Below are 23,971 nucleotides of genomic sequence, written 5' to 3' on the forward strand. Positions count from 1 at the left end.
CGACGCCTCCCTCAGTACGTCGCCTACAGAATCACACACCAACCCGACGCCGCAACTCACAGATGAGTCATCGACGCAACGAAAAGATGTGTGCATCCCCTAGGACTTTCGTGGGGGCGAGGAACCCAAGCTGGAACGAAGCCGCGAAACCTCGCCGTCCCGCTGCACCGGGTTCAACCACCCATCGCCTGCTGATAAATGTCCGGCTTGAAGCCAACCAGTATGCGATCGCCAAGTTCCAGCACCGGACGCTTGATCATCGTCGGTTTGGCCAGCATCAGCGCCTTGGCCTTGTTCTCGTCCAAGCCCAGTCTGTCCTCCTCCGACAGTTCACGGTACGTTGTGCTCGCCTTGTTGAGCAGGATTTCCCAGCCGACCTTGCCTGACCAGCCGTTCAGCCGATCCGCGTCAAGGCCGTCTGCCCTGTAGTCGTGAAAGCGATAGGCAACATCGTGGCTCGCCAGCCAGGAACGCGCCTTCTTGACCGTATCGCAATTGGTGATGCCGTACATGGTGATCGTCAAAACGCGTCCTCGGACCGGTCGAATCTGACGGCACCCTAAAACCGCGCCTCTCACTTTTCCAGCGGCCTCGCCGGGCTCCGCGATTTCCGCGCTTGCCAATGGTAAGGAATTTTCCTAACCATTTCCCGAGCTAATTTTCTCACGAAATAGCCGAGGCAAGGAAACGACCATGACGAGCCTGCAGACCGAAAGCCCCCCGCCGATCGACGGCATTTTCCGGGCGCTCGCCGATCCGACCCGGCGACGCGTGGTCGAGCGACTGAACCGAAGCCCCGCCTCGGTCAGCGAGCTTGCCCAGCCGTTCGAGATGGCCCTGCCATCCTTCATCGAGCACCTCAGGGTTCTGGAAGGCTACGGGCTGGTGCATTCGGAAAAGGCCGGCCGCGTCAGGACCTACCGGCTCGCGCCGGAGCCGTTGAAGCTCGCGGAAAACTGGCTGGCCGAGCAGCGTGCGCTGTGGGAGCGCCGTCTCGACCAGTTCGACGACTACGTACTGAAACTCAAGGAGACAGACAGATGAATATGGTGCCGTTGTTCCAACCCGATCCGAAGCTCGACCTCGTGCTCGAACGGACGATCGAGGCGCCGCGAGAACTGCTGTGGATGGCCCTGACGAGACCCGACCATGTCCGCCAATGGTTCACGCCGAAGCCGTGGATCATCACCGATTGCGAGATCGATCTGCGGCCCGGCGGTCTGTTCCGGACCCGCATGCAGTCGCCCGACGGCAAGGAGGTCAACGATAGGCGTTGCTGCTACCTCGAGATCGTCCAGGACGAGCGGCTGGTGTGGACCGATGCGCTGCTGCCAGGCTACCGGCCGTCAGGCGACCCATTCATCACAGCCGTCATAGCGCTGCAATCGCATGGCGAGACGACGCGCTACACCGCCACCGCCATCCACCGCGACGAAGCCACGCGCAACAGCCACGAGGAGATGGGCTTCTACGACGGCTGGGGCACGGTGGCGGATCAGTTGGCCGGCTATCTCAAGACGATCTGAGGCGACCTGCTTCGCACTCACATTGCGGCCACGGAGCCGTCGTGGCCGTTCAACCGAACGCCGATGCCGAGGCACCAACGCTCGCAACAAACTTGACGGTTAGCGTAATGCCAATGTTGAACGCTCAGGCGCCGTAGCCGATGATGCCCTTGATCTCGAGGAAATCGTGGATGGCCCAGTCGGCATATTCGCGGCCGTTGCCGGACTGCTTGTAGCCGCCGAAGGGCGCAAACGTATCCCATTCCGGATAGTTGATCGACACCTGCCCGGCACGCAGGCGGCTGGCAATCTTGCGGGCGTGGTCGATATCCCCGGACTGCACATAGGCAGCCAGGCCATAGACGGTGTCGTTGGCGATCTTCACCGCATCATCATCGTCATCGTAGGAGATGACCGACAGGACCGGCCCGAAAATCTCCTCCTTCTCGATGGTCATGCCAGGCCTGACGTGGCCGAAAACGGTCGGTCGCACATAATAGCCACGGTTGAGGTGTTCCGGCCGGCCGGGGCCGCCGGTGACCAGCGTCGCACCCTCGGCGATACCTGCCTCGATCAACCGCTGGATCTTGTCGAACTGGACGTTGCTGACCACCGGCCCGAGCTTGGTCTCCTCCGAGCGCGGGTCGCCGACCTTGTGCCATTCGGCGGCCTTCCTGGCGATCGTCAGCGCCTCGTCGTGACGGGCGGCCGGTACCAGCAAGCGGGTCGGCGCATCGCAGGACTGGCCGCTATTGCCGAAGCAGGCGTTGACACCCTTGCGCACCGCCGTCTCGAAGTCAGCGTCGGGCAGCACGATGTTGGCCGATTTGCCGCCCAGCTCCTGCGCGACGCGCTTGACGGTCTCGGCCGCCGTCTTGGCGACGATGATGCCGGCCCGGGTCGACCCGGTGAACGAGACCATGTCGACGTCGAGATGGCCAGCCATGACCTGGCCGACATCCGGACCAGTGCCATTCACCATATTGTAGACGCCCTTCGGCGTGCCGGCGGCGTCCATCACCTCGGAAAAGATGATGCCGCTGATCGGCGCGATTTCGGAAGGCTTTAAAATGACCGTGCAGCCGGCGGCGATCGCCGGCGCCACCTTGCAGACGATCTGGTTGAGCGGCCAGTTCCACGGCGTAATCAGCGCGCAGACGCCGATCGGTTCTTTGACCACCATGGTGGTGCCGCGCTTCTCGCTGAATTCGTAATCCTCAAGCGCCTTGATGGTGGCTTCCATATGCGCCCTGCCCGCCCAGGCCTGCGCCTCGCGCGCCCACCTGATCGGCGCGCCCATTTCCTGGCTGACCGCCTGGGCGATGTCCTCGTAGCGCTCATTGTAGACTTCGAGGATACGCTTCAGCAGCTTCAGGCGCTCGGCCTTGCTGGTTTGCGAGAAGGCCGGGAATGCCGCCTTGGCTGCCGCCACGGCCTTGTCGACATCGGCTTTCGAGCCGACCGAGATTTTGGTGTAGGCCTCTTCGGTGGACGGATCGATCACATCCAGCGTTGCCGCAACCACGGGGCCGACCCATTTGCCGCCGATGAAAAAATTGAGATGATTGCTCATGGGCCGTGCTCCGGTTTTCTAAAAATGAGTGAGACTAGCTAGGTAGCATAGGGCAGTTGGCGCCGCGCCGCAGGCTGATATGCGCCACGTCGCCGACGCTGAATTGAAAACCCTCCGCCCGGCGTGGCGCGTCGATCACCACCTGTGTCCCCTGCCCCAGCTCTGCATGAAGGCGCAAGGTGCGGCCGTGAAAGACGATGCTGTTCACCCGCACCGGTGCGGTACCGGCCGCGGCCTCGGTCGTGGCCAAAATATCCTCCGGACGCACGCCGATGGTGCGCACAGTGCCCTCGCCAGGCAGCTCGCCTTTATCCGAAATCGCTTCCAGCGGCAGGACGCCGGCAGTGAACAGCAGGCGCTCGCCGTCACGGCCGACAAAGCGCGACTGCAGAAGGTTCATGGTACCGATGAAGCTGGCGACGAATTTGGTGGCGGGCCGGTCGTAAAGAGTTGCCGGCGGCGCAATCTGCTCTATGCGGCCCTTGTTCATGACGACAATGCGGTCTGAGATCGACAGCGCCTCGGTCTGGTCGTGCGTGACCATGACGAAAGTGGTGCCAAGCCGCGACTGCAGCCGCTTCAGTTCGACCTGCATCTGCTCGCGCAGATGCGCGTCGAGCGCCGATAGCGGCTCGTCGAGCAGCAGCACACGCGGCTCGCAGACGATGGCGCGGGCAAGCGCGACGCGCTGGCGTTGGCCACCCGACAATTCGGACACGCGGGCGCCGAGCTTCTCGGCAAGGCCGACCATGTCGAGCGCTGCGCCGACGCGCTTTGCCTGTTCGGCACCGGAGAGCTTGCGCAGCGACAGGCCGAAGCCGACATTTTCGGCAACGTTCATGTGTGGGAACAGCGCGTAGTCCTGGAACACGGTATTGACGGGACGGCCGAAGGGCCTGAGTGCCGTGATGTCACCGCCTTCGAGCAGAACCCTGCCACTCGACGGGCTCTCGAAGCCGGCGATGACCCGCAGGCTGGTGGTCTTGCCGCAGCCGGACGGCCCGAGCAAGGTCAGGAACTCGCCGCGGGCAATGTCGAGATCGACAGACTCGAGCCCGACGATGCCGCCGGGGAATATCTTGGAGACCTTGTCCAGCCGGACGAGAGGATCAGGCGCCATCGCGAACCTCGGACGGCTTGGTGGTGTTGACCCACAGGATCTGGCAGCGCTCGCTGCCCGGATTGCGGAAGGCGTGCAGCAAGGTGCTCTTGAAGGCGAAGCTGTCACCGGCCTTCAGCCCGTATCTGGTCGAATCGACCACCAGCTCGACCTCGCCGGACAGGACGAAGCCGAATTCATGGCCGGCATGGGCATAGGCTTCCGCGGTGCCGCCGCCGGCTTCCACGGTCACCAGCATGCCGGTCAGCGTGGCGGCCGGCGGCGACAGCAGCGCCTTGGCGGTGCCTTCCGACTTGACCGGGATCTGACGCCGGCTGTTGGCGCGCACACAATAAAGATCGTTGCCGACATCATTGCCGTCGGCGATCAGGGCCGACGGCTCTATATCGAGGGCGGCGGCAAGCGGCCAGATCACGCGGACCCGCAATGACGACATGCCGCGCTCGATCTGGCTTAGCGCACCTATCGAGACACCGGCTTTGGCGGCAAGTTCGGCCAGCGAGAGATTGCGCTCCAGCCTGAGCGCCCGCACGCGCCGGCCGACCCTGACGTCGGCGTCGTCCTTCGGCTTCTCAGCCGCTTCGTCCAGCATGTCCATTCGTTCGTCCTTGTTACAGTATTTTTGGCCGGCGCCGCGCGGTCTTCCCTTCTCCCCCTTGTGGGAGAAGGTGGCCGAGCGAAGCTCGGTCGGATGAGGGGTGTTCCAGAAAACACCAACGCCTCATTCCTTCCAACACCCCTCAACCGTCTTGGCGCTCCGCGCCAATCCACCTTCTCCCACAAGGGGAGAAGGAAGAGCGAACTCAGCCGCCTGCCTTGACCTTCTCGAACATCTTGGCGAGTTCGTCATTCTGTTTCATCGGCCCGGTGAAGATCGTGGTCTTCAGCATCACCTCGGGATCGGAAGGCAGCTGCAGTTTCTCCAACTCCTCCTTTGGCACGGCGGCGAAAGCCGAGCTGGTCGAGCTGCCATAGCCGTAGGCCTGGATCAGATACTTTCCGGAATCCGTTTCCAGCCGGCTGTTGATGAAGTCATAAGCAAGATCGACGTTCTTGGCGTCCTTGAGCATGACGAAACCGCAAGCCCAGGTCAGCATGCCTTCCTTCGGCTTCATGAACTCTACAGGCACGCCCTGCTTCTTCAGCGAGGTTGCCGAGGCGTTCCAGGTCATGGCCGCGACCAGCTGGCCGCTCGCCAGTGCCTGTTCGACCGAGGTCATGTCGGTGGTGTAGTTCGAGAGCAGCGGGCGCTGCTCGCGCAGTTTTTCCGCCACCTTGTCCATCTGTTCCGGTGTCATGTCGAACGGATTGACGCCTGCCAGAAGGGCCGCCACCACCGGTGTGTCGTGGACGGCATCGATGGTCGCCATGCGCCCGGCATATTGCTTGTCCCAGAGCAGGTTCCAGCTGGCTTCGGGGTTCTTCACCAGATCGGTGCGGTAGAGGATCGAGGTATTGCCCCAGTCCCACGGCACCATCCAGACCTTGCCGTCGCCGGCCTGCAGGTCGGGCAGGTTCTTGAAGACCGGGAAGATCGAATCCCAGTTCTTGATGCGCTTGGTGTCGATCGGCTGCAGCAGGCCTTCCTTGTTCCAGCGCGCCACCTTGTCATAGCAAGGGTGCGCGACATCGGGGCGGAAGCCGGCCTTGACCTTGGTGAAGGCGTCATCGTCGTCGCCGAACATCGCGGCTTCGACGCCATCTGGGTGCGCGGCGAGGAAGCTCTTGTTGAAGTCGGGCAGTTCATAGCCCGACCAGGTGAAATATTGCAGCTTGTCGCCGGCAAAGGCGACAGTCGATGCAAGCGCCAGCGCGAAGGCGGCCAGTCCGGTTTTCGCTGTCTTTGCCGTTATCGATTTCAGGTCGAATGCCATTGCAGTTCTCCTCTTTCGGTTTCTTCTGGTTTTGACAGGCTGGCGGGCGCTGGCCGCCGGGTGGCGGCAAGCCCGCGATGGCGCAGGATTTCGGCGAGTGCGGCGATGACGAACGACACTGCCAGGATCGCCGTGCCGAGCGCCATGACGGTCGGCAGCGATTTCGGGAAGCGCAGCTGGCTCCAGATATAAAGCGGCAGCGTCGGCTCGGTGCCGGCAAGGAAGAAGGCGACGATGAACTCGTCGAACGAGGTCAGGAAGGCCAGCATGAACGCCGAAATAATGGCGGGCAGGCTGAGCGGCAGCATCACCCGTCTGAAGGTCGTCCAGTCAGAGGCGCCGAGGTCGAGCGCTGCCTCGCGGATGGTCTTCGGGATGGCGGCGAAGCGGCTGCGCATGACCACCACCGTCGTCGGCAGCGCCACCAATACATGGCCGAGCACAATGGCAATGCGCGACGGCCCGAAACCGGCGAGATTGACCAGGATCAACAGCGAGATGCCGACGATGACGCCGGGGATCAGGATCGGCAGCCGCGCAATGGCACTGATCGTGGCGGCCAGCGGCGAGCGGCCGTAAAGGTCCATATAGGACACGGTAATGCCGCAGAGTGTTGCGCCAGTGGCGGCAATGGCGCCGATGACGAGGCTGGTGGCAAGCGCACCGGACAGCGCCGAATTGCCGACCAGCGTGCCGTACCATTCCAGCGTGAAGCCTTGCAGCGGAAATGCCGCCTGGATCGAATTGTTGAAGGAAAACAGCGGGATCAGCAGTATCGGCAGATACAGGAACACCAGATAGGCAAGGACATAGACACCCAGCCAGCCGCCGCCCTGCCTTGCATCGATACGCGCCGTGTTCATGTGCGGCTGCCGTATCGGCGGTCGGCGAAGCGCACCACCAGCACCACGGCGAGAATGACCAGCATGACGGCGACGGCGAGTGCGGCGCCGAACGGCCAGTCATTGGCCTTGCCGAACTCGGCCTGGATCAGCGTGCCGATCATTGTACTGGCAGGGCCGCCGACCAGCGCCGGCGTCACATAATCGCCGACGGTCGGCACGAAGACGACGAGAGCAGCCGCCAGCACGCCCGGCATCGAATTGGGCAGCACGATGCGGCGGAAGCTGGTGAATGGTTTTGCGCCGAGATCGGAAGCGGCCTCGAGCAGCGATTTCGGGATGGTGTCCAGCGCCACATAGATGGGCAGGATAGCGAACGGCGCATAAGCGTGGGCGAGCGTGACGACGACCGCTGCCGGCGTATTCAAGAACGCCAATGTCGGCTCCGACCAGATGCCGCTTTCGATCAGCGCCGAGTTCAGCACGCCATTATAGGCAAGCACGATCTTCCAGGCGAAGACGCGCAGCAGATAGCTGGTCCAGAACGGCAGGGTCAGCAGGAACAGCAGCAGCCCGCGCCGCTGCCCGGCATGGAAAGCCAGATAGTAGGCAACGGGATAGGCGGTGACTACGGTTGCCAGCGTCACCAGGCCGGCGATGCCCAGCGAGCGCAGCGTCACCGTCCAGTACAGCGGATCGGTGGCCACAGTGACGAAATTCGCAAGGGTGAAACCAGCCCCCAGCAGCGAGCCGTCATTGCCGCGAAAGGCGAGAAAGAACACCAGGCCGAGGGCGAAAAGGATCAGCAAGAAGGTGACCAACCCGCCGGGCAGCAGCATGGCGAAGCGAAAACCCGGCGAAGACCGGGTTTCCGGCAGCGGCTGCGTTGCGGCGATGGTCGACATCGACTACCCATCATAATTTGAAATCGACTAAACTTTTTTCATATTCGTGAAGCTGTCAAGCTGTTTCACGCTTGGGCATGAACGTCAGCGTTCGAAGGCGTCCAGCATCCGGTACCAGGCGATCGTCGCGGCAACGCCGACCTGCCGAAACGCATGAAACGGGAATGGCCGGATCGGCGAGACCGGAACGGCAATTGCCTGGTGTCGCCGCTCGACAGGTAGGAGGCGATGCGCTCGCCAAGCGCGGTCATCAGGCCGATGCCGCGGCCCTGGCAACCGACGACCGCCAGCAGGCCCTTCTCTGGCTCGTGGATATGCGGGAGATGGTCCGGCGTCATTGCCACCCGGCCGAACCACCGCTTTTCAATGGCAATGTCTGACAGCGCCGGATAAAGCCGCAGCAGCGCGCGTTCCAGATGCGCCCAGTCGGCCGGGCCGTTCGGGAAAGCCATGCGGCCGCGCCCGCCGAGCACCAGCCGGCCGTCGGCACTCTTGCGATAATAGACGAGGATGCGGCGCGAATCCGACACCGCCTGCCCTTCCGGCAGGATCGCCGCCGCGAGATTGGACGATAGCGGCGCTGTCGCGATCTGGAAGGAATGCAGCGGCACGATCGTCTCGGCGAGGCCGGGGAGCAGGCCGCCGGTATAGGCGTTGGTCGCCAGAACGACCGCCTTGGCCTGGAGTTCGGCGCCGCTTTCCGTAGAAACGTGCCAAAAGCCAGCATTCTTGCTGATCTGCATCACGTTCTGGCGCTCGGCGATCTTTACGCCCGCCGCTGCAGCGACGCGCGCCAGTTCCGACGTGTAGGCGAGCGGATCGATGACACCGGCGCGGCGATCGAGCCAGCCGCCGAGATAGCCTTGCGCGCCGGTCATCGTCGCGATCTCCGTCCTGCTCAGCAGCCGGACATCGGCGCCGCGGGCGCGCCACTGCCGATCCCGGTTCGCCGCCGCTTTCAGCGCGGTCTCGGTATGCGCGGCCTGGATCCAGCCATTGCGGACGAACGGCACCGCCAGTCTTTCGTCGCGGATCAATTCGAAGACGGTGTCAGCGGTCGAGGCGGCAAAGTTGACGAGCGCTTCGCCGCGTTCGAGACCAAAATGCTCCAGCAGCCAGTCCGGATCGTATTTCAGGCCGGGAATGACCTGACCGCCGTTCAGGCCGGATGCGCCATTGCCAATTTCGCCGGCCTCCAGCACCTGGACGGCAAGGCCGAGCCGGGCAGCGTGCAAGGCCGTTGACAGACCCAGAATGCCGCCGCCGACGATAACGACATCGACGCATTGGCCGGCTGGAAAAAGCGACTGGAACGCGGTGGCTGTCCGCGGCTTCTGCCAGATTGGATCGGAAAACCGTAAGTGCAAGCGTCACCTGAAGATTTCAGTAGGTGAAAACCCTAGCGACGGTTTCATTATTTTGAAAGAGCGTTTTCCGTCGCCGTTGGCGCACGTCAGGCTCGATCAAGGTCCAGCGATGCGAAGACCGCTTGAAAGAATTGACAAAGCTCGCCCTGCAAGCGGGATAGACCTTTGGCGGGAATTTGTTGAAAGTGCCGCGGCCGAAGGACAAGACAACAGGAAATGTAAGCCATGACGAACGCCACACATTTGCCCGCCGAAGGCCTCTTCGTGGGCCGCGCCCGGGCGAGCGATGCTTCCCATCCGCTGGTGGTCACGGTGCGTGACGGCACGGTCTTCGACATCACGTCAAATGTGGCGCCGACCGTGCGCGACGTTTGCGAATTGCCGGATCCGGCGGGGCACGTCCGCTCGGCCAAGGGGCGGCCGATCGGCCCGCTCGATGCCATTGCCGCTAACAGTTTCGAGACAGCGCGCGATCCGGGGAAACCGTATCTGCTGTCCCCCGTCGACCTGCAGGCGATCAAGGCATCTGGCGTCACCTTTGTCGTCAGCCTGCTCGAACGGGTGATCGAGGAGCAGGCGCGCGGTTCGGCGGAAAAGGCCGACGCCATTCGCGCCGACATCGCCGGGCTGATCGGCCACGATCTGTCGAAGCTCAAGCCCGGCTCGCCGGAAGCGATGGAGATCAAGGCCAAGCTGATAGCGCGCGGCGCCTGGTCGCAATATCTGGAAGTCGGCATCGGCCCCGATGCCGAGATCTTCACCAAATGCCAGCCGATGGCCTCGGTCGGCTTCGGCGCCGATGTCGGCCTGCATCCGGTTTCGACATGGAATAATCCGGAGCCGGAGATCGCCATGATTGCCGCCGGCAGCGGCAGGATTGTCGGGGCGACGATCGGCAACGACGTCAATCTGCGCGACGTCGAGGGGCGCTCGGCGCTGCTGCTCGGCAAAGCCAAGGACAATAACGCTTCGGCAGCACTTGGCCCCTTTATCCGGCTGTTCGATGAGACATTTTCCATTGGCGACGTGAAGCAGGCGATCGTACGCCTGAAAGTCGAAGGCGAGGATGGGTTCTCGCTGGAGGGCGCCAGTTCGATGGCCGAGATCAGCCGCTCGCCGGAAGAGTTGGTCGCCGCCGCCATGGGGCCACATCACCAGTACCCGGACGGGCTGGCGCTCTATCTCGGCACCATGTTCGTGCCGTCGAAGGATCGCGGCGAAACAGGCAAGGGCTTTACCCACAAGGTCGGCGACATCGTCACCATCTCGTCGGAGAAATTCGGCGCCTTGGTCAACCGCGTGCGGCTGTCGCCCGACTGCCCACACTGGACCTACGGCGCCAGCCATCTGATGCGTGACCTCGCAAGGGCCGACCTCATCTAGTCCCCCACCCTACATCCGATATATTCTAGAATTCTCTGATTGGAAATTACCTGCTCGTCGGCATTCGGGAGAGTCCATTGATCGTCGCTCTTGAGGGCAAGACCCTTGTCGTTACCGGCGGAACGCAAGGACTTGGTGAGACCATCGTCCGGCTGGCCTCAGCCGACGGCGGCGAAGGGATCGCCATTGTCGGCCGCAATGCCGAGCGTGGCAGACGCATCGCCGAAGAGCTTTCACGACCAAGCCGGCCCGTCGTCTTCATCCAGGCCGACCTTGGAGATCCGGCCGCGCCTGCAGCTGTCATGGCGGAAGCGATCAAAAGACTCGGCCGCATCGATTGTCTGGTGAACGCCGCGGCCCTCACCGACCGGGCCTCTCTGGAAACTGGCACAATCGACGACTGGGACAGGTTGTTTTCCGTCAATGCGCGCGCGCCGTTTTTCCTCATGCAGGGGGCCGTAGCCGACATGAAGACACGGCGGGCGGCGGGCGCCATCGTCAACATACTGTCGGTGAATGCGCATTGCGGTGCGCCGGACCTTGCCATCTATTCCGCAACCAAGGGCGCGCTTTCGACGCTGACCAGAAACATTGCCAACGCACATCTTTCCGATCGCATCCGCGTCAACGGCATCAACATGGGCTGGGTAGCGACGCCGGCCGAACAAGAGATGCAGGCGCGCACGCTGGGCAAGGGCGAAAACTGGGCAAAGATTGCCGCCGCCGGCCTGCCGCTTGGTCGATTGCTGACCATGGACGAAGTCGCCCAGCTAACGCTGTTCCTGCTCAGCGACGCCTCCGGGCTGATGACCGGGACGCTTATCGACCTAGAGCAATACGTGCTCGGCGCGCCGCCGCGCGGGATTGCATGACGGTCACAAGGCCGATCGTCGGCCGCCTGGAAAATATCAGCCAAACTGATGCAATCTGATGGGATTGCTGATGGCGTGGTGCCTTGCGCCAACGTCCATTGGCGATGGAGGCTTGCCATCGGTCGAAAAAGGGAATGCTCTAATGCGCCCAGGTCGACGCTGGCAAATGCGACCACGGTTTTTGGCCGCGCACGGCTTTGGCCGCGATCGTCGTCGGAGGAGGAGTTCGGTTCAAATGGGAGGAAATCAAATGCTGACGAGGCTAAGACTGCTTGTACTTGGCTTGGTGGTGGCGCTGGCCATTCCGGCCGCGGCACAGGCCAAGACGTTCTACTGGATTTCGCATGGCGGCCCGGCCGATCCGGTCTGGACCTACTTCCTTGCCGGCGCCAAGCAATGGGCGACGGACACCGGCAACACCGTCAACACGTCGTTCCACAATGGCGACGTGGCGTCGCAACAGGAAGCCGTCCGCGCCGCAATCGCCGCCAAGGCCGACGGCATCACCACGACCAGCCCCGATCCGGGCAGCCTTGTCGAGATCGTCAAGGAAGCGCGGGCGGCGAACATCCCGATCATCAACTTCAACACGCCCGACCCGAAGGCGGATTTCAACGCCTATGTCGGCGGCGACAACGTCACCTTCGGCAAGCATTGGGCGCAGTATTTGGTCGACAAGGGCCTGGTGAAGAAGGGCGACTTCGTCTGGATGCCGGTCGAAATTCCCGGCGCCACCTATGGCGTCCAGGAAGAGGAAGGCATCAAGAGCGTCTTCGAGCCGCTCGGCATCACCTATGAAATCACCGAAGCGACGCTCGACCAGGCCGAAGTGATCAACCGCATGGTCGATTACCTCACCGCCAACCGGGCCAAGGTCAAGGCGGTCATCGGTCTCGGCGACCTTGTCACCGGCTCGATCAAGCGGGTGTTCGACCAGGTCGGCGTCAAGCCGGGCGAAATCCCGGTCGTCGGCTGGGGCAACTCGCTCGACACCACCCAGGAAGTGCTGAACGGCTACGTCAATGCCGGCCAATGGCAGGATCCGCAGGCGACCAGCTACGTCGCGCTCTCGCTCGCCAACATGGCGGCGAGCGGTATCCCGCCTGGCTTCGACGTGATCACCGGCGCGCTCTACGAGAAGGACACCGCGGCGGTCTACGACAAGATCCTGTCCGGCAAATAAATCCGCGATCGAGTTGGCCACGGCCGCTTCGGCGGCCGTGACCGTCTCATCATTCCGCCGAAGCCGGTTGCGGTCGCGGCCAAATCCAATCCTATCGCGGGTCCAAGGTGGAAAATCGTTCTCTTATCCAACGCTCGATCGCGCGGCCCGAGTTCGGGCCGTTTGTGCTGCTCGTCGTCGAGATCGCCGTGTTCTGGGGCATCAACCACGACTTCCTGTCGCCGCAGAACATCTCGAACACGCTGGCCTTCACGGTCGAGCTCGGGCTGATCGCGCTGGCGATGACGCTGTTGATGACATCAGGCGAATTCGACCTCTCGGTCGGCTCGGTGTTCGGTTTCTCGCCGGTCCTGATGTGGACGTTGTTCAACAGCGGCGTCGCCTCGCTCGAAGCCGCCTTCGTCATCTCGCTGGTGGTCGCTGCATTCATTGGACTGGTCAATGGCTGCTTCGTGACGCAACTCAAGATCCCGTCCTTCCTGGTGACGCTGGGCATGCTGCTGGTGGTGCGCGGCACCGCTTTGTTCGTCACCAACGGGTTTCCGCAGCGGACCTGGAGCGCCGAGGGCAGCTGGCTGGCGGAAGCGCTGGTCGGCGATTTCTTCATCGGGCCGTTCCGTATCTACATGTCGCTGTTCTGGTTCATCGCCGCCGCAATCGTGCTCGGCTACGTTCTGACGCAGAGCCGGACAGGCAACTGGATCCAGGCGGCCGGCGGCAACCCGAGTGCTGCAAGGGCGCGCGGCGTCAATGTCAGCGGCGTCAAGATCGGCCTGTTCATCCTGTCGTCGATCCTGGCCTCGCTTGCCGGCGTCATCTCCTCGCTACGCACCTCTGCGGCCAACCCCAACAGCGGCACCGGCTACGAGCTCGAAGTCATCGCCATGGTGGTGATCGGCGGCACGGCGCTGACCGGCGGGCGCGGCACAATCATCGGCACGGTGCTCGGTATCCTGATCCTGCGCGTGATGCGCAACGGCATCGTGCTGATCGGTGTGCCCGGCCTTGCCTATAATATTTTCATCGGCGCCATCATCCTCGGCATGATGGCGCTCCATTCATGGCTGGAACGCCGGCATCAGGCAGGGACTTGAACCATGGCCGAACCGCTTGTCCGCATGGAAAATATCCGCAAGTCCTATGGCCGCGTGCAGGCGCTGGTTGATGCCAATTTCCATGTCAACGAAAGGGAGATCGTTGGACTGCTCGGCGACAACGGCGCCGGCAAGTCGACGCTGATCAAGGTGCTGTCGGGCGCGGTCCCGCTGACCAGCGGCGACATCTTCATCCGCGGCAAGAAGGTGAATCTGCGCAGCACCAGCGACGCCATCGCCCATGGCATCGAGACGATCTACCAGGACTCCGCGCTGGTGACGCAGCTGTCGATCGCCCGCAACCTGTTCCTCGGACGCGAGCCGATCAAGCCGCCGCGTTTCCTCAACCGCATGGACCAGGAGGCGATGAACGTGGTTGCCCGCGACCTGCTCAAGCAGGTCGGCATCTCGAAGAACATCCCGCCGACGACGCCGATCGGCTCGCTCTCCGGCGGCGAGCGGCAGGCGGTGGCGATTGCGCGCGCCATGCATTTCGACAGCGATCTCATCATCCTCGACGAGCCGACCAACAATCTCGGCGTCGCCGAAACGCAAGGCGTGCTGAGCTTCGTGCGCAGTGCCCGCGATTCCGGCCATTCCTGCATCTTCATCGCCCACAACATCCATCATGTCTTCCAGGTGGTCGACCGCATCGTCGTCATGCGCCGCGGCAAGGTGGTCGCCGACGATATCGACCCGAAGAAGACCAGCGTCGCCGAAGTCGAACGCGTCATCACCGGCATGTCGGACAAGGAGATCCATGACGCGCTGGTCGAGGGCACGCAACGGCCCGGCTGAGCAGCCGGGGGTCGGCCTGATCGTCGAGGCACTGGATCGCATCGCCACATGGTTGCGACATGAAAGCCACCGTTTCGGATATTGCCAGGAGCTGCGGCCTGTCGACCGCGACGGTCGACCGTGTGCTCAACAACCGGGCGGGAGCCAGTGCCGCCAACCGGCAGCGCGTGATGGAGGCGGCCAAGCAGCTCGGCTATCTGCCGGTGGTCGACCAGGTAGCGTTGCCCTCGCGGCCGGCGCATCTCGAATTCTTCCTGCCGATAGGCAGCAATGCCTTCATGGCCGATCTGGCCAGGCACATCGAGGATTATGCGGCGCGCCTGCCGCTGGTCGCCTCCTGCCGCATCCACAAGCTCGCCGGCATCTCGCCGAGTGCCTTGCAGGCGGCCGTCGAAAACCTCTCGCTCAAGGCGAACGGTGTCGGCGTCATTGCCGTCGATCACCCGAGAACGCGCAACATCTTGCGCGAGATCGTCGAGGCCGGCATCCGCCTGGTCACACTTGTGTCCGATGTTCCGGGCGCGCCCCGCTCGGCCTATGTCGGCATTGACAACCGGGTGGCCGGCCGTACGGCGGCGCTGCTGATGGGACGGTTCCTCGGCGGCCGCCAGGGCCATCTGGCGATGGTCGTCGGTTCACGCTCCTACCGCGGCCATGAGGAACGCGAGATGGGCTTTCGCTCCGTGCTCGGCGAGGAGTTCCCCAACCTAACCGTCACTAGCGCCGTGGAGATCAACGATGAGCCGGAGGTCAGTTATACCGCGACCATGAAGGCGCTGCACAACGCGCCGGAGCTGCTCGGCATCTATTGTATCGGCGCCGGGCGCTCGGGCGTGGCAAAAGCATTGCTCGAAGTCAGGCCGCAGACGAAGCCGGTGTTCATCTGCCATGATCTGACGCGCGAGACGCGCGGCTATCTCGTCGACGATCTGCTCGACGTCGTCATCGACCAGAATGCGCGGCTGATCGCCGAACAGTCGGTCATTCGCCTGCTCGGCTCGATCGCCTCGTCGGCGCCCTATCTGACGCGGAAATTCATCGAGCCGCGCCTGATCTTCAAGGAAAATGTCCCGGTGCAGTGATGTCGCGCGAGGCGATGGTCGCTCGGGCCTCGATCGTTAAAATTCGGTTGATACCGCAAATCTGCACATCACCTATGCAACTTTTGTGGTTGCCGAATCATTGGGCAATCGATAGTTTTGCAGGTGTCGGCCATCTACTCCTCCCAGATGCGATGCCGACGCTGAGTGCGGTACACCTCCTCCCGTGCCGTATTCGAAATCGAGCCCGCTGCCACCTCCTCCCGGCAGCGGGCTTTTTTTGTTCCAGCTCCGGGATAGCGGCCAATGCTTGCGGTCGGGACAGCACCGGACACGTTTGCTGATCCGCGGATCGACTCGCTGCGACCGCCGCGGCTTGTCGGGCAGAATCCTGTCACACTTGTCACTCTCACCGGTTCGCCGGCGGCCCTATCCTGCGTCACGACCAGCGATCAACGCCGCGCCGGCCATGGTGCGGAGGATCGGCACAGGAGACGCGAGATGGCACATCGCGATGGGACGAGACATCACCCGGCGACGCGGCCGCAATCGAAACGCCACGTATCGTTTCGCCGCTTGCGAGACTATCTGGCCCTGAAAGACGTGATCAGGCCTTCCGCCATGCGGACGAACTGCGCGCTCGGGCCCTCGGCGCCGACGCTTTGCAGGCTGACGCGGGCGCCCTCGAGCAACAGCGACAGCGTGTCCGCAAGAAGCTCGGCCTGGCCGATGCCGGCATCGCGACACAGCGAGACCAGCCGCTCGCGCTGCGCTTCCTTGAGCTCCTTGATCACTTGCCTTGCCGGATGATCGGCCTCGCTCAGCTCGATGGCGGCGTTGGCCATGTCGCAACCGCGGCGATCCGACATCAGGCAATCGGCCGCCATCCGGACCCAGGCATGCAGCTGCGCCAGCTTGTCGCCCGGATTCTCGGCCTCGAACTTCTCCCACATCGCGTTGGCGCTGCAGGCAGTCGCCCGCAGACATTCGATGATCAGGTCGTCCTTGGACTCGAAATGCCGGTAGAGCGTCATCTTGTTTGTGCCGGCGGCCTCGGTGATGGCGTCGATGCCGACGCCGCGAATGCCATGCTTGTGAAACATGTCCCGTGCCGTCTCCAGGATCCTGTCCCGGGGGCGAACACGCTCCACAACAACGTCTGTCATCAAAACCTCCGTGATTGCGTTTCCCGAAATTCCCTCGGTGCACCTCTTGACTAGGGTGTTACCGGTCTGTAACGTTAGAGATGTTACTTACCTGTAACACCCGCATTGCATCATGTCAAACTCGCAAGTGCCAGCCATCAGCCCCGCCCCGATCGGCAAGGGGACGAACCGCACCTCACGGCCTCGGCCGGCGAGCAAGAAAACACCAGATCCGCGGCTTGCCGCGGATCACCAAAAACCAGGAGCCGCTTCGATGTCGCAGCGCAATGATCTGACGATCGATGAAGTCGTAAGGGATCCGATGATCCGCATGCTGATGAAGGCCGACCGCGTCGACCCGCGGTCTTTCGAGGCGATGCTGCGTGCGCTGGCGGACGAACAGGCCGAGCGCCGCAATGCGCCGCGCCGCCTTGAAGATTTCGGCTTTCTCGAAGATTCCGGCTCAACACGCAGCCGGCGGCTGTCCAGGGTAGCCAGGGCGTTTGGCCGGGCCAGAGCATCGGGCGAGGCTTGCATCTCATGGTAAACTTCTTCATTCATCGTCCGATCTTTGCGTCGGCGATCGCCATCATCATGGTGCTCGCCGGAGCGATCTGTTATTTCCTCCTGCCCGTCTCGCAGTTTCCCGACATCACGCCGCCCCAGGTCGTGGTCAGCGCCCATTACCCGGGCGCCAGCGCGCAGGTCGTCGCCGACACGGTGACGACGCCGCTCGAACAGCAGATCAACGGCGTCCAGGGGATGACCTATATGTCGTCGTCGAGCTCCAATGACGGCTCCTCGACGATCACAATCACCTTCGACGTCGGCTACGATCTGAGCACGGCGGCCGTCGACGTCCAGAACCGCGTTTCGCAGGCGGCTTCCTCGTTGCCGGCCATCGTCAATCAGGGCGGCGTGACGATCAAGAAGCAGAACCCGAACTTCGTCCTGATCGTCGACCTCACCTCGCCAGACGGTTCCGTCAACCCGGTCGCGCTGAGCAATCTCGCCTACTTGCAGGTGGTCGATCCGCTGAAGCGCCTGCCCGGCGTCGGCGACGTGCAGATCTTCGGTGAGCGGCGCTATTCGATGCGCATCTGGCTCGACCCCGACAAGCTAGCCAATCTCGGCATTACTGCCGTCGACGTGCAGAACGCCGTCGCCGAGCAGAACGTCCAGGTGGCGGCCGGCAAGATCGGGCAATCACCGGCTCCGGCCGGCACTGCCTTCGAGATGCAGGTCAACGCCATCGGCAGGCTGAGCGATCCCAAGGAGTTCGGCGACATCGTCGTGCGGGCCAATACCGCCAACGGCTCGCTGGTCAGGCTGCGCGACGTTGCGCGCATCGAGCTCGGCGCGCTGCAATATTCGTCGTCGGCCTTCTTCGGCAAGGACCCGACGGTGGTGCTCGCGGTCTACCAGATGCCGGGCTCCAACGCGCTCGATCTGCAGCAGCGCGTCAAGGACAAGATGCAGGAGCTGTCGGCCCGTTTCCCGAAGGGCGTCAGCTACGCCATGCATTACGATACGACACGTTTCGTTTCGGCCTCAATGCACGACGTGCTGATCACGCTCGGCGAAGCGCTGGTCCTGGTCGTCGCCGTGGTGTTCATCTTCCTGCAAAGCTGGCGCACCACGATCATCCCGACGATCGCAATTCCGGTGTCGCTGGTGGCGACGCTGGCCGTCATGCATATGCTTGGCTTCTCACTGAACATGCTCAGCCTGCTCGGCATGGTGCTGGCGATTGGCCTCGTCGTCGACGACGCCATCGTCGTCGTCGAGAATGTCGAACGCCAACTTGAGGCCGGTCTCAAACCTCTGGCTGCCACGCGCACCGCGATGGCGGAGGTCACCGGCCCGATCATCGCGACGACCGCCGTGCTGATGGCGGTGTTCGTGCCGGTCGCCTTCATTCCGGGCGTGTCCGGCCGGCTCTACAACCAGTTCGCCCTGACGGTGGCGATCTCCTTCGGCATCTCGGCCTTCGTCTCGCTGACGCTTACCCCGTCGCTCAGCGCCGCCTTCCTGCGCCACCGGCCGGAAACGCAGTTCGTGCTGTTCCGCTGGTTCAACATGGGCTTCGAACGGCTGGCGCATGCCTATGCGAATGGGGTCCGTATTCTCATCCGCCTGCGCTGGATCATGCTCGGCGTGTTCGCGGCCGGACTTGTCGCGACCTATTTCGTCTGGCAGCGCCTGCCCTCGACCTTCCTTCCGGTCGAGGACCAGGGCTATTTCTTCGTCGTCATCCAGCTCCCCGACGGGGCCTCGCTGGAACGCACCGACGCGGTGGCGCAAAAGGCACGCGACATCCTGCAGAACACGCCCGGCGTCGACATCGTCGGCTCGATCAGCGGCTTGAACTTCCTGACCAGTGCCGCGCAGTCGAATTCGGCGGTCGAATTCGCTATCCTGAAGCCATGGGACGAACGCGGCCCCGATCAGAGCGCGTCTAAGCTCGTCGCCGACGTGCGCAACAAGCTGCTGCAAATTCCAGAGGCTTTTGCGCTGAGCTTCGACCCGCCGTCGATCCCAGGCATTGGCACCACCGGGGGCTTCGAGTTCCAGGTCGAGGACCTGACCGGCCGCGGCAGCGTGGCGCTCAACGATGCGACGCAAGCCGTGATTGCCGAGGCGCGCAAGCAGCCCGAGCTCAACCCACAGCAATTGTTCTCGTCGTTCTCGACCTCGACGCCGCAGTTCAACTACGATCTCGATCGCGCCAAGGCGAAGCTGCTCGGGCTCAACCTGCCGGACGTGTTCAATACGCTGCAGATCTATCTCGGCTCGCTCTATGTGAACGATTTCAACCTGTTCGGCCGCACCTTCCGGGTGACGATACAGGCCGACAAGGACTCTCGCGCCGGTCCGGCCGACATATCGCGGCTCTATGTCCGCAATGCGTCGGGTGGCATGGTGCCGCTGAGCACGCTGGGCAAGCTTGTGCCCGTCGTCGGCCCCGAGACCGTGCCGCACTACAACAACAATGCGTCGGCCCTGATCAATGGCGGCGCCGCCCCCGGCTTTTCGTCCGGCCAGGCGGTGGCGGCGATGGAACGCGCCGCTGCCACGGCGTTGCCGAGAGACTTCGGCTACGAATGGACCGGCATCACCTATCAGGAGCTCAAGGCGGGATCGATCGCATCCGTCGTCTTTGGTCTCGCGATCGTCTTCGTCTTCCTGATCCTCGCCGCGCAATATGAGAGCTGGGCGATGCCGTTCATGGTGCTGCTGGCGGTGCCGCTCGCACTGTTCGGTGCATTCGTCGTGCTGTGGCTGCGCGGCATGCAGATCGACGTCTATTCGCAGATAGGCTTCGTCATGCTGATCGGACTGGCGGCCAAGAACGCGATTCTGATCGTCGAGTTTGCCCGGCGCCGGCGCGAAGAAGGCCTCAGCATCGTCGACGCCGCGATGGAAGCCGCGCGGCTGCGGCTGCGGCCGATCCTGATGACCGCCTTCGCCTTCATCCTCGGCGTGCTGCCGCTGATGTTCGCCACGGGTGCGGGTGCCGCAAGCCGGCAGTCGATCGGCACCACCGTCTTTGGCGGCATGGTCGCGGCGACGATCCTGTCGCTGGTGTTCGTGCCGGTCTTCTATGCGGTGATCGAGCAGCTGCGCGAGCGCCGCAGCGAGAGCGAACCGGTTTCCGAAGCGACCGAACAACCAACTGCCGAACCCGCCTTCGAGCCATTGGCCGAAGCGGCCGAATAGGACTGGAGAATTGATCATGCGTAAATGGAAAATCGCGCTGGGAACGGCCGTCGCCCTTGGGGCGATTTCGGTGGCGAGCGTTCACCTGCTCGACATGGGCAGCCTCAGCCTCAACGCCGGCACAGCCGGGGCGGCGACACCCAAGCCGGAAGCTTTTGTCATGCCGGTGCCGGTGGTGAGCGTCGTCAAGAAGACGATCCCGATCTATCTCGACTACGCCGCCCGGGTGGAGCCGATCCGCAGCATCACGCTGCAGGCGCGCGTGCCGGGTTATCTGCAGGAGCAGGTCGCTACCGACGGCAGCGACGTTGCGAAGGGCGACCTTCTCTACAAGATCGCCCCTGAGGATTTCCAGGCTGCCCTCGAGCAGGCGAAGGCGCTTATCCAGCGCGACACGGCGACGCTCGACTATGCGCGCTCCAATCTCGGGCGCGGCAGCGAACTCGCCAAGAGCGGCTATCTCGCCAAGGACGTGTTCGACCAGCGCACCAGCACCTTGCGTGAGGCTCAGGCCTCGCTCGCCGTGAACCAGGCCGCCTTGCGGACCGCCGAGCTCAATTTGAGCTACACCGAAATCCGTGCCCCGTTCGCGGGACGCATCGGACGCAGCCAAGCATCTGTTGGAACGCTGGTCAGCGTCGCCGGCACGGTGCTCAATTCGCTGGTGCAGCTCGATCCGATCTACGTCACCTTCAATCCGAGCGAAACGGACCTGACACAGATCGAGGAGGCCCGCGCCGCGGGACCGATCAGTGTCGACGTCCTGCTTCCCGGTGAAACGGAACCGCGCCAGAAGGGCGATCTTACCTTCATGGACAACACGATCGATCGATCGACCGGCACGATCACGGCACGGGCGACGGTCGGCAACGGCAAGTTCACGCTGCTGCCCGGCCAATATGTCCGCGTCCGGCTGCACGTCAAAGAGCAGCCCGATGCGCTGATGGTACCGCAGACGGCACTCGGCTCAGGCCAGCTCGGCAAATACCTCTATGTCGTCGGCAAGGACAACACGGTCGACCAGCGTATCGTTTCGCTCGGACCGACCAATGGCGATCAGGTCGCCATCTTGAGCGGTGTGGCCGAAGGCGACCGGGTGATTACCGGCAATCTGCAGAAGATCGGCCCGGGAATGCCGATCTCGCCGCTGCCCGAGAAACCGGCCACCTGATAACCCCCATCAGGTTCCGGTCCCGCGGCGCCCTCGGCTCCCACGCCAAGGGCGCCGTTTTTGCTGATGTTTTCGACACGGCCGATTCAAGCCGTAGTGCGAACGGCGGCTCTGGCGACGATGGCAGCATAGAGGCGCTCTCCAACTGTGAAGGCAGTTTGTGGATCAGCAAACGAGACATCCATCCAGCCGACGGCTTGTCGCGGCTACACGTATCACTCGCGCGAACGCCCGCTTCGACCTGGATGGATGGACTGCTGGATTTAGGCGGCATAAGGCACCGTCTTCCAGGTCAAATCCTGGCGCAACGGTTTCGCCGGTCAGGCCGCCTGCAGGATCCGGATCCCGTGGCGTCCGGTAAGCTCGATCACGCGGTTAATCATGCCAGCGGTCGGCGGGCCGGAGGGCGCGTCCTTGGATGCAGCCTCTTCGAAGAATGCGATCATCTCGTCGTCGACGATCGCCATGAAAATAACCGGCACGGGACCAGCATTGCGATAGCCATGGGGCGCGTTGCCCGGAATGGTGACGACATCACCGGGTTCCACCTCATATTCTTGCGCGACCCCATCGATCATTGTCCATATCGTGAGGGTGCCCTCGAGAATGCGGAAAATTTCCGCGGAAGGATGCGTGTGGGGCGGCGTGCCGCTTCCAGGAGGTACCGTGACGTCGATCACGTTGAGTGCCGTCCCAGCGAGCTTTGCCCGGACAGCGACCTGATCGCCCATTACCCAGAAGCCTTGAACCGAATCGGCCGGATGGACCGTCGCTTTGGTCTTATGCCAAGTCACTTGCTTTTTCCTTTCGAACAGCGCCTTGCTGCGATTTTGCCGCATTGAGCAAGGCGCGAATTGCCCAGGCGGCTGCCTCTCCGGCCTCACGGCCGGTAAGACCCCAGTAGTCTTTCATCGTCTGCCAGGCAGTGGCGCTGAACAGGAGCTGGATCACGGCCTCAAGCTGGCGCGCCGCCTTCGGGTCCATTCCGTTTGCGACTTGCGAAAGGCTGCTCTGAAAGGCACGTTGCCGCTCACCATTGGCTTGCAGGCGCATCTCGCGCCCGGTAGCGCTCGCATGCGAGGCTCTGACTACGCCTTCGATTGCGTCCAACGAGGCGAAAAGGTCGGGAGGAAGATCGATCAGATCCTGCTCCCGCTCAGGCCAGAACCGCACTCCCAGAGAGGCATTGGTGCTGGCCCAAAAGGCTTCCAAAAGCGCTTCCTTCGTCGGGAAATGGCGGAAGATGGTCCGTCGGTTTACGCCCGAAACCTCGGCAACCTCATCGAAGCCAAGGAGGCTGTACGGATTTTGCTCCAGAATCGTTCGAATGGACGCGAGGATGCGCTCGCGCGTGGCCTGCGCCTGCTCTGCCCGCAGCGGGCTCTCGTATTTCTGAGTCATCGTTTGTGAATTCATGTCACTGCTAGTGACACAAACCTTCCCAGTCGTCAATGGACATTGCGAAGGCTACGCACCAGGTTGTTTCCCGCTGCGAGAAGCCAGCTGACGCTCAGCGGCCGGGACCTGGTCGGCTTGCATGGTCAGGCTGGCCGAGGCCGGAAGGGCGCCAATGTCTCCAGGATCGAGAATCCAGCTCTTGTAAGATTGTCGACAATCTGCTTGTCTTGCTTTCGGTTCCCTGGAGCAGCCGAATGGCAAAGCTGGATTTCAGTCCGATCGCGGATACGACACGCAGGGCCGAGATCGTGGGGCTGCTCCGGCGGGCGATCCTGACCGGCCGGCTGGAACCGGGACAGAAGCTCAACGAACTCAGGATTTCCGAGCAGATGCGGGTGAGCCGCGCGCCGCTGCGCGAGGCAATGCGCGAGCTGGTGCAGGAAGGCATCCTGACCAGCATCCCCTACGCCGGAACCTTCGTCATCAACGTCACCGCCAAGGACATCGACGACGCCTATTCGCTCAACAAGGTGCTCGACGAGTTCGCCATCGAGCGGACCTGGCCGCTTCGCGACCAGCGCTTCTTCGACGAGCTTGACCGGCGCCATGCGGCGGTGAAGCAGGCGACGCGCGGCCTGGACACGACGCGGCAGATCGAAACAGCGCTGCAACTGCATGGCCTGATCCACGAATGGGCCGACAATTCGGTGCTGCTGGAAACCTGGCAGCGGCTGACCAGCCGGCTGCAGATGTATTTCGCGCTGCACCAGCGGGCGCGCAACGAGCCGGTGCCTGCCGTAGATGCTCACGAGACCTATGTACGGCTGCTCAAGGGCAGCGACATGCGCGCCGCACAGCGCCACGCCAAGGACCATATCGACCTGGATTTCGAAGAACTGCTCGCCTATGCGCGCGGGCTGGAACAGCGCGGCTCAAAGGGCGCCGGCGCCGATCGTGCCGGCCGACCTAAAGGCGGCTGAG

General features: G+C 63.1%; 22 protein-coding genes and 1 pseudogene. 12 read left to right on the forward strand and 11 right to left on the reverse strand.

The window, feature by feature from the left end; translation table 11 throughout:
* Positions 1-173: 173 nt before the first annotated feature.
* On the reverse strand, positions 174-524 hold the full coding sequence (locus tag NKI25_RS24495) for an ArsC family reductase (RefSeq protein ID WP_352590073.1): 351 nt from the start codon (positions 522-524) through the stop codon (positions 174-176).
* A gap of 169 nt (positions 525-693) precedes the next feature.
* Between NKI25_RS24495 and NKI25_RS24500 the strand changes: the two genes are divergently transcribed.
* Complete coding sequence (locus tag NKI25_RS24500; protein ID WP_352590076.1) at positions 694-1,044, forward strand: ArsR/SmtB family transcription factor; 351 nt, start codon at positions 694-696, stop codon at positions 1,042-1,044.
* A complete protein-coding gene (locus NKI25_RS24505; protein ID WP_502897426.1) occupies positions 1,041-1,526 on the forward strand; it encodes an SRPBCC family protein in 486 nt (161 codons plus the stop codon). Before NKI25_RS24500 ends, NKI25_RS24505 begins: the two co-directional genes overlap by 4 nt.
* Positions 1,527-1,650: 124 nt before the next feature.
* Here the strand turns inward: NKI25_RS24505 and NKI25_RS24510 are convergent, their stop codons facing one another.
* From NKI25_RS24510 to NKI25_RS24540, 7 genes and pseudogenes are all read right to left on the reverse strand, one after another.
* Positions 1,651-3,078 carry an aldehyde dehydrogenase family protein gene (locus NKI25_RS24510; RefSeq protein WP_352590079.1) on the reverse strand — a complete coding sequence of 476 codons (1,428 nt, stop codon included), beginning with the start codon at positions 3,076-3,078 and terminating at the stop codon, positions 1,651-1,653.
* 34 nt (positions 3,079-3,112) lie between these two features.
* Positions 3,113-4,198 carry an ABC transporter ATP-binding protein gene (locus NKI25_RS24515; protein ID WP_352590082.1) on the reverse strand — a complete coding sequence of 362 codons (1,086 nt, stop codon included), beginning with the start codon at positions 4,196-4,198 and terminating at the stop codon, positions 3,113-3,115.
* Positions 4,188-4,796, reverse strand: coding sequence for a cupin domain-containing protein (locus tag NKI25_RS24520; protein WP_352590085.1), 609 nt, complete (start codon positions 4,794-4,796; stop codon positions 4,188-4,190). The genes NKI25_RS24515 and NKI25_RS24520 overlap by 11 nt, the downstream gene beginning before the upstream one ends.
* A gap of 205 nt (positions 4,797-5,001) precedes the next feature.
* Positions 5,002-6,072: an ABC transporter substrate-binding protein gene (locus NKI25_RS24525; protein ID WP_352590088.1), complete on the reverse strand. Its 1,071-nt coding sequence runs from the start codon at positions 6,070-6,072 to the stop codon at positions 5,002-5,004.
* Positions 6,057-6,935: an ABC transporter permease gene (locus NKI25_RS24530; protein ID WP_352590091.1), complete on the reverse strand. Its 879-nt coding sequence runs from the start codon at positions 6,933-6,935 to the stop codon at positions 6,057-6,059. The genes NKI25_RS24525 and NKI25_RS24530 overlap by 16 nt, the downstream gene beginning before the upstream one ends.
* Positions 6,932-7,819, reverse strand: coding sequence for an ABC transporter permease (locus NKI25_RS24535; RefSeq protein ID WP_352590094.1), 888 nt, complete (start codon positions 7,817-7,819; stop codon positions 6,932-6,934). Before NKI25_RS24535 ends, NKI25_RS24530 begins: the two co-directional genes overlap by 4 nt.
* Before the next feature lie 84 nt (positions 7,820-7,903).
* Positions 7,904-9,186, reverse strand: a pseudogene (locus tag NKI25_RS24540) (NAD(P)/FAD-dependent oxidoreductase).
* A gap of 225 nt (positions 9,187-9,411) precedes the next feature.
* Here NKI25_RS24540 and NKI25_RS24545 point away from each other — a divergent pair.
* The 6 genes from NKI25_RS24545 to NKI25_RS24570 all read left to right on the forward strand — a co-directional run bounded on the left by NKI25_RS24545 (position 9,412) and on the right by NKI25_RS24570 (position 15,598).
* Positions 9,412-10,569, forward strand: coding sequence for a fumarylacetoacetate hydrolase family protein (locus NKI25_RS24545; protein WP_352621196.1), 1,158 nt, complete (start codon positions 9,412-9,414; stop codon positions 10,567-10,569).
* Positions 10,570-10,646: 77 nt separating this feature from the next.
* Positions 10,647-11,441 (forward strand): SDR family oxidoreductase, encoded by a 795-nt coding sequence (locus NKI25_RS24550; protein ID WP_352621194.1) that lies wholly within the window; start codon positions 10,647-10,649, stop codon positions 11,439-11,441.
* A gap of 250 nt (positions 11,442-11,691) precedes the next feature.
* On the forward strand, positions 11,692-12,624 hold the full coding sequence (locus NKI25_RS24555) for a substrate-binding domain-containing protein (RefSeq protein WP_023716807.1): 933 nt from the start codon (positions 11,692-11,694) through the stop codon (positions 12,622-12,624).
* A 107-nt stretch (positions 12,625-12,731) separates the two neighbouring features.
* Positions 12,732-13,718, forward strand: coding sequence for an ABC transporter permease (locus NKI25_RS24560; protein WP_352590106.1), 987 nt, complete (start codon positions 12,732-12,734; stop codon positions 13,716-13,718).
* A gap of 3 nt (positions 13,719-13,721) precedes the next feature.
* Positions 13,722-14,516 carry an ATP-binding cassette domain-containing protein gene (locus NKI25_RS24565; RefSeq protein WP_023674040.1) on the forward strand — a complete coding sequence of 265 codons (795 nt, stop codon included), beginning with the start codon at positions 13,722-13,724 and terminating at the stop codon, positions 14,514-14,516.
* A gap of 59 nt (positions 14,517-14,575) precedes the next feature.
* Entirely contained in the window at positions 14,576-15,598 is a 1,023-nt protein-coding gene (locus tag NKI25_RS24570) for a LacI family DNA-binding transcriptional regulator (protein WP_352590109.1), read from the forward strand.
* A gap of 542 nt (positions 15,599-16,140) precedes the next feature.
* On the opposite strand, the gene NKI25_RS24575 is transcribed toward NKI25_RS24570, so the two are convergent.
* Positions 16,141-16,722 (reverse strand): TetR/AcrR family transcriptional regulator, encoded by a 582-nt coding sequence (locus tag NKI25_RS24575; RefSeq protein WP_352569411.1) that lies wholly within the window; start codon positions 16,720-16,722, stop codon positions 16,141-16,143.
* Positions 16,723-16,975: 253 nt separating this feature from the next.
* On the opposite strand from NKI25_RS24575, the gene NKI25_RS24580 reads away from it, so the two are divergent.
* The 3 genes from NKI25_RS24580 to NKI25_RS24590 are packed head-to-tail and all read left to right on the forward strand — an operon-like array spanning position 16,976 to position 21,592.
* The gene (locus NKI25_RS24580; protein ID WP_031211028.1) at positions 16,976-17,248 is read left to right on the forward strand and encodes a hypothetical protein; all 273 of its coding nucleotides are present in this window, start codon (positions 16,976-16,978) and stop codon (positions 17,246-17,248) included.
* Positions 17,242-20,421: an efflux RND transporter permease subunit gene (locus NKI25_RS24585; RefSeq protein WP_352782020.1), complete on the forward strand. Its 3,180-nt coding sequence runs from the start codon at positions 17,242-17,244 to the stop codon at positions 20,419-20,421. Before NKI25_RS24580 ends, NKI25_RS24585 begins: the two co-directional genes overlap by 7 nt.
* Before the next feature lie 16 nt (positions 20,422-20,437).
* Positions 20,438-21,592 (forward strand): efflux RND transporter periplasmic adaptor subunit, encoded by a 1,155-nt coding sequence (locus NKI25_RS24590; protein ID WP_352590115.1) that lies wholly within the window; start codon positions 20,438-20,440, stop codon positions 21,590-21,592.
* Between the two features lie 320 nt (positions 21,593-21,912).
* Here NKI25_RS24590 and NKI25_RS24595 read toward each other — a convergent pair whose 3' ends face one another.
* Together NKI25_RS24595 and NKI25_RS24600 are read right to left on the reverse strand one after the other, a co-directional pair.
* Positions 21,913-22,386: a cupin domain-containing protein gene (locus NKI25_RS24595; RefSeq protein WP_352590118.1), complete on the reverse strand. Its 474-nt coding sequence runs from the start codon at positions 22,384-22,386 to the stop codon at positions 21,913-21,915.
* Complete coding sequence (locus NKI25_RS24600; RefSeq protein ID WP_352455172.1) at positions 22,373-22,993, reverse strand: TetR/AcrR family transcriptional regulator; 621 nt, start codon at positions 22,991-22,993, stop codon at positions 22,373-22,375. Before NKI25_RS24600 ends, NKI25_RS24595 begins: the two co-directional genes overlap by 14 nt.
* A gap of 251 nt (positions 22,994-23,244) precedes the next feature.
* Between NKI25_RS24600 and NKI25_RS24605 the strand changes: the two genes are divergently transcribed.
* The gene (locus NKI25_RS24605; RefSeq protein WP_352590120.1) at positions 23,245-23,970 is read left to right on the forward strand and encodes a GntR family transcriptional regulator; all 726 of its coding nucleotides are present in this window, start codon (positions 23,245-23,247) and stop codon (positions 23,968-23,970) included.
* Position 23,971: the final 1 nt, after the last annotated feature.

Source organism: Mesorhizobium sp. M0808, assembly GCF_040320025.1.
Lineage (GTDB): Bacteria > Pseudomonadota > Alphaproteobacteria > Rhizobiales > Rhizobiaceae > Mesorhizobium.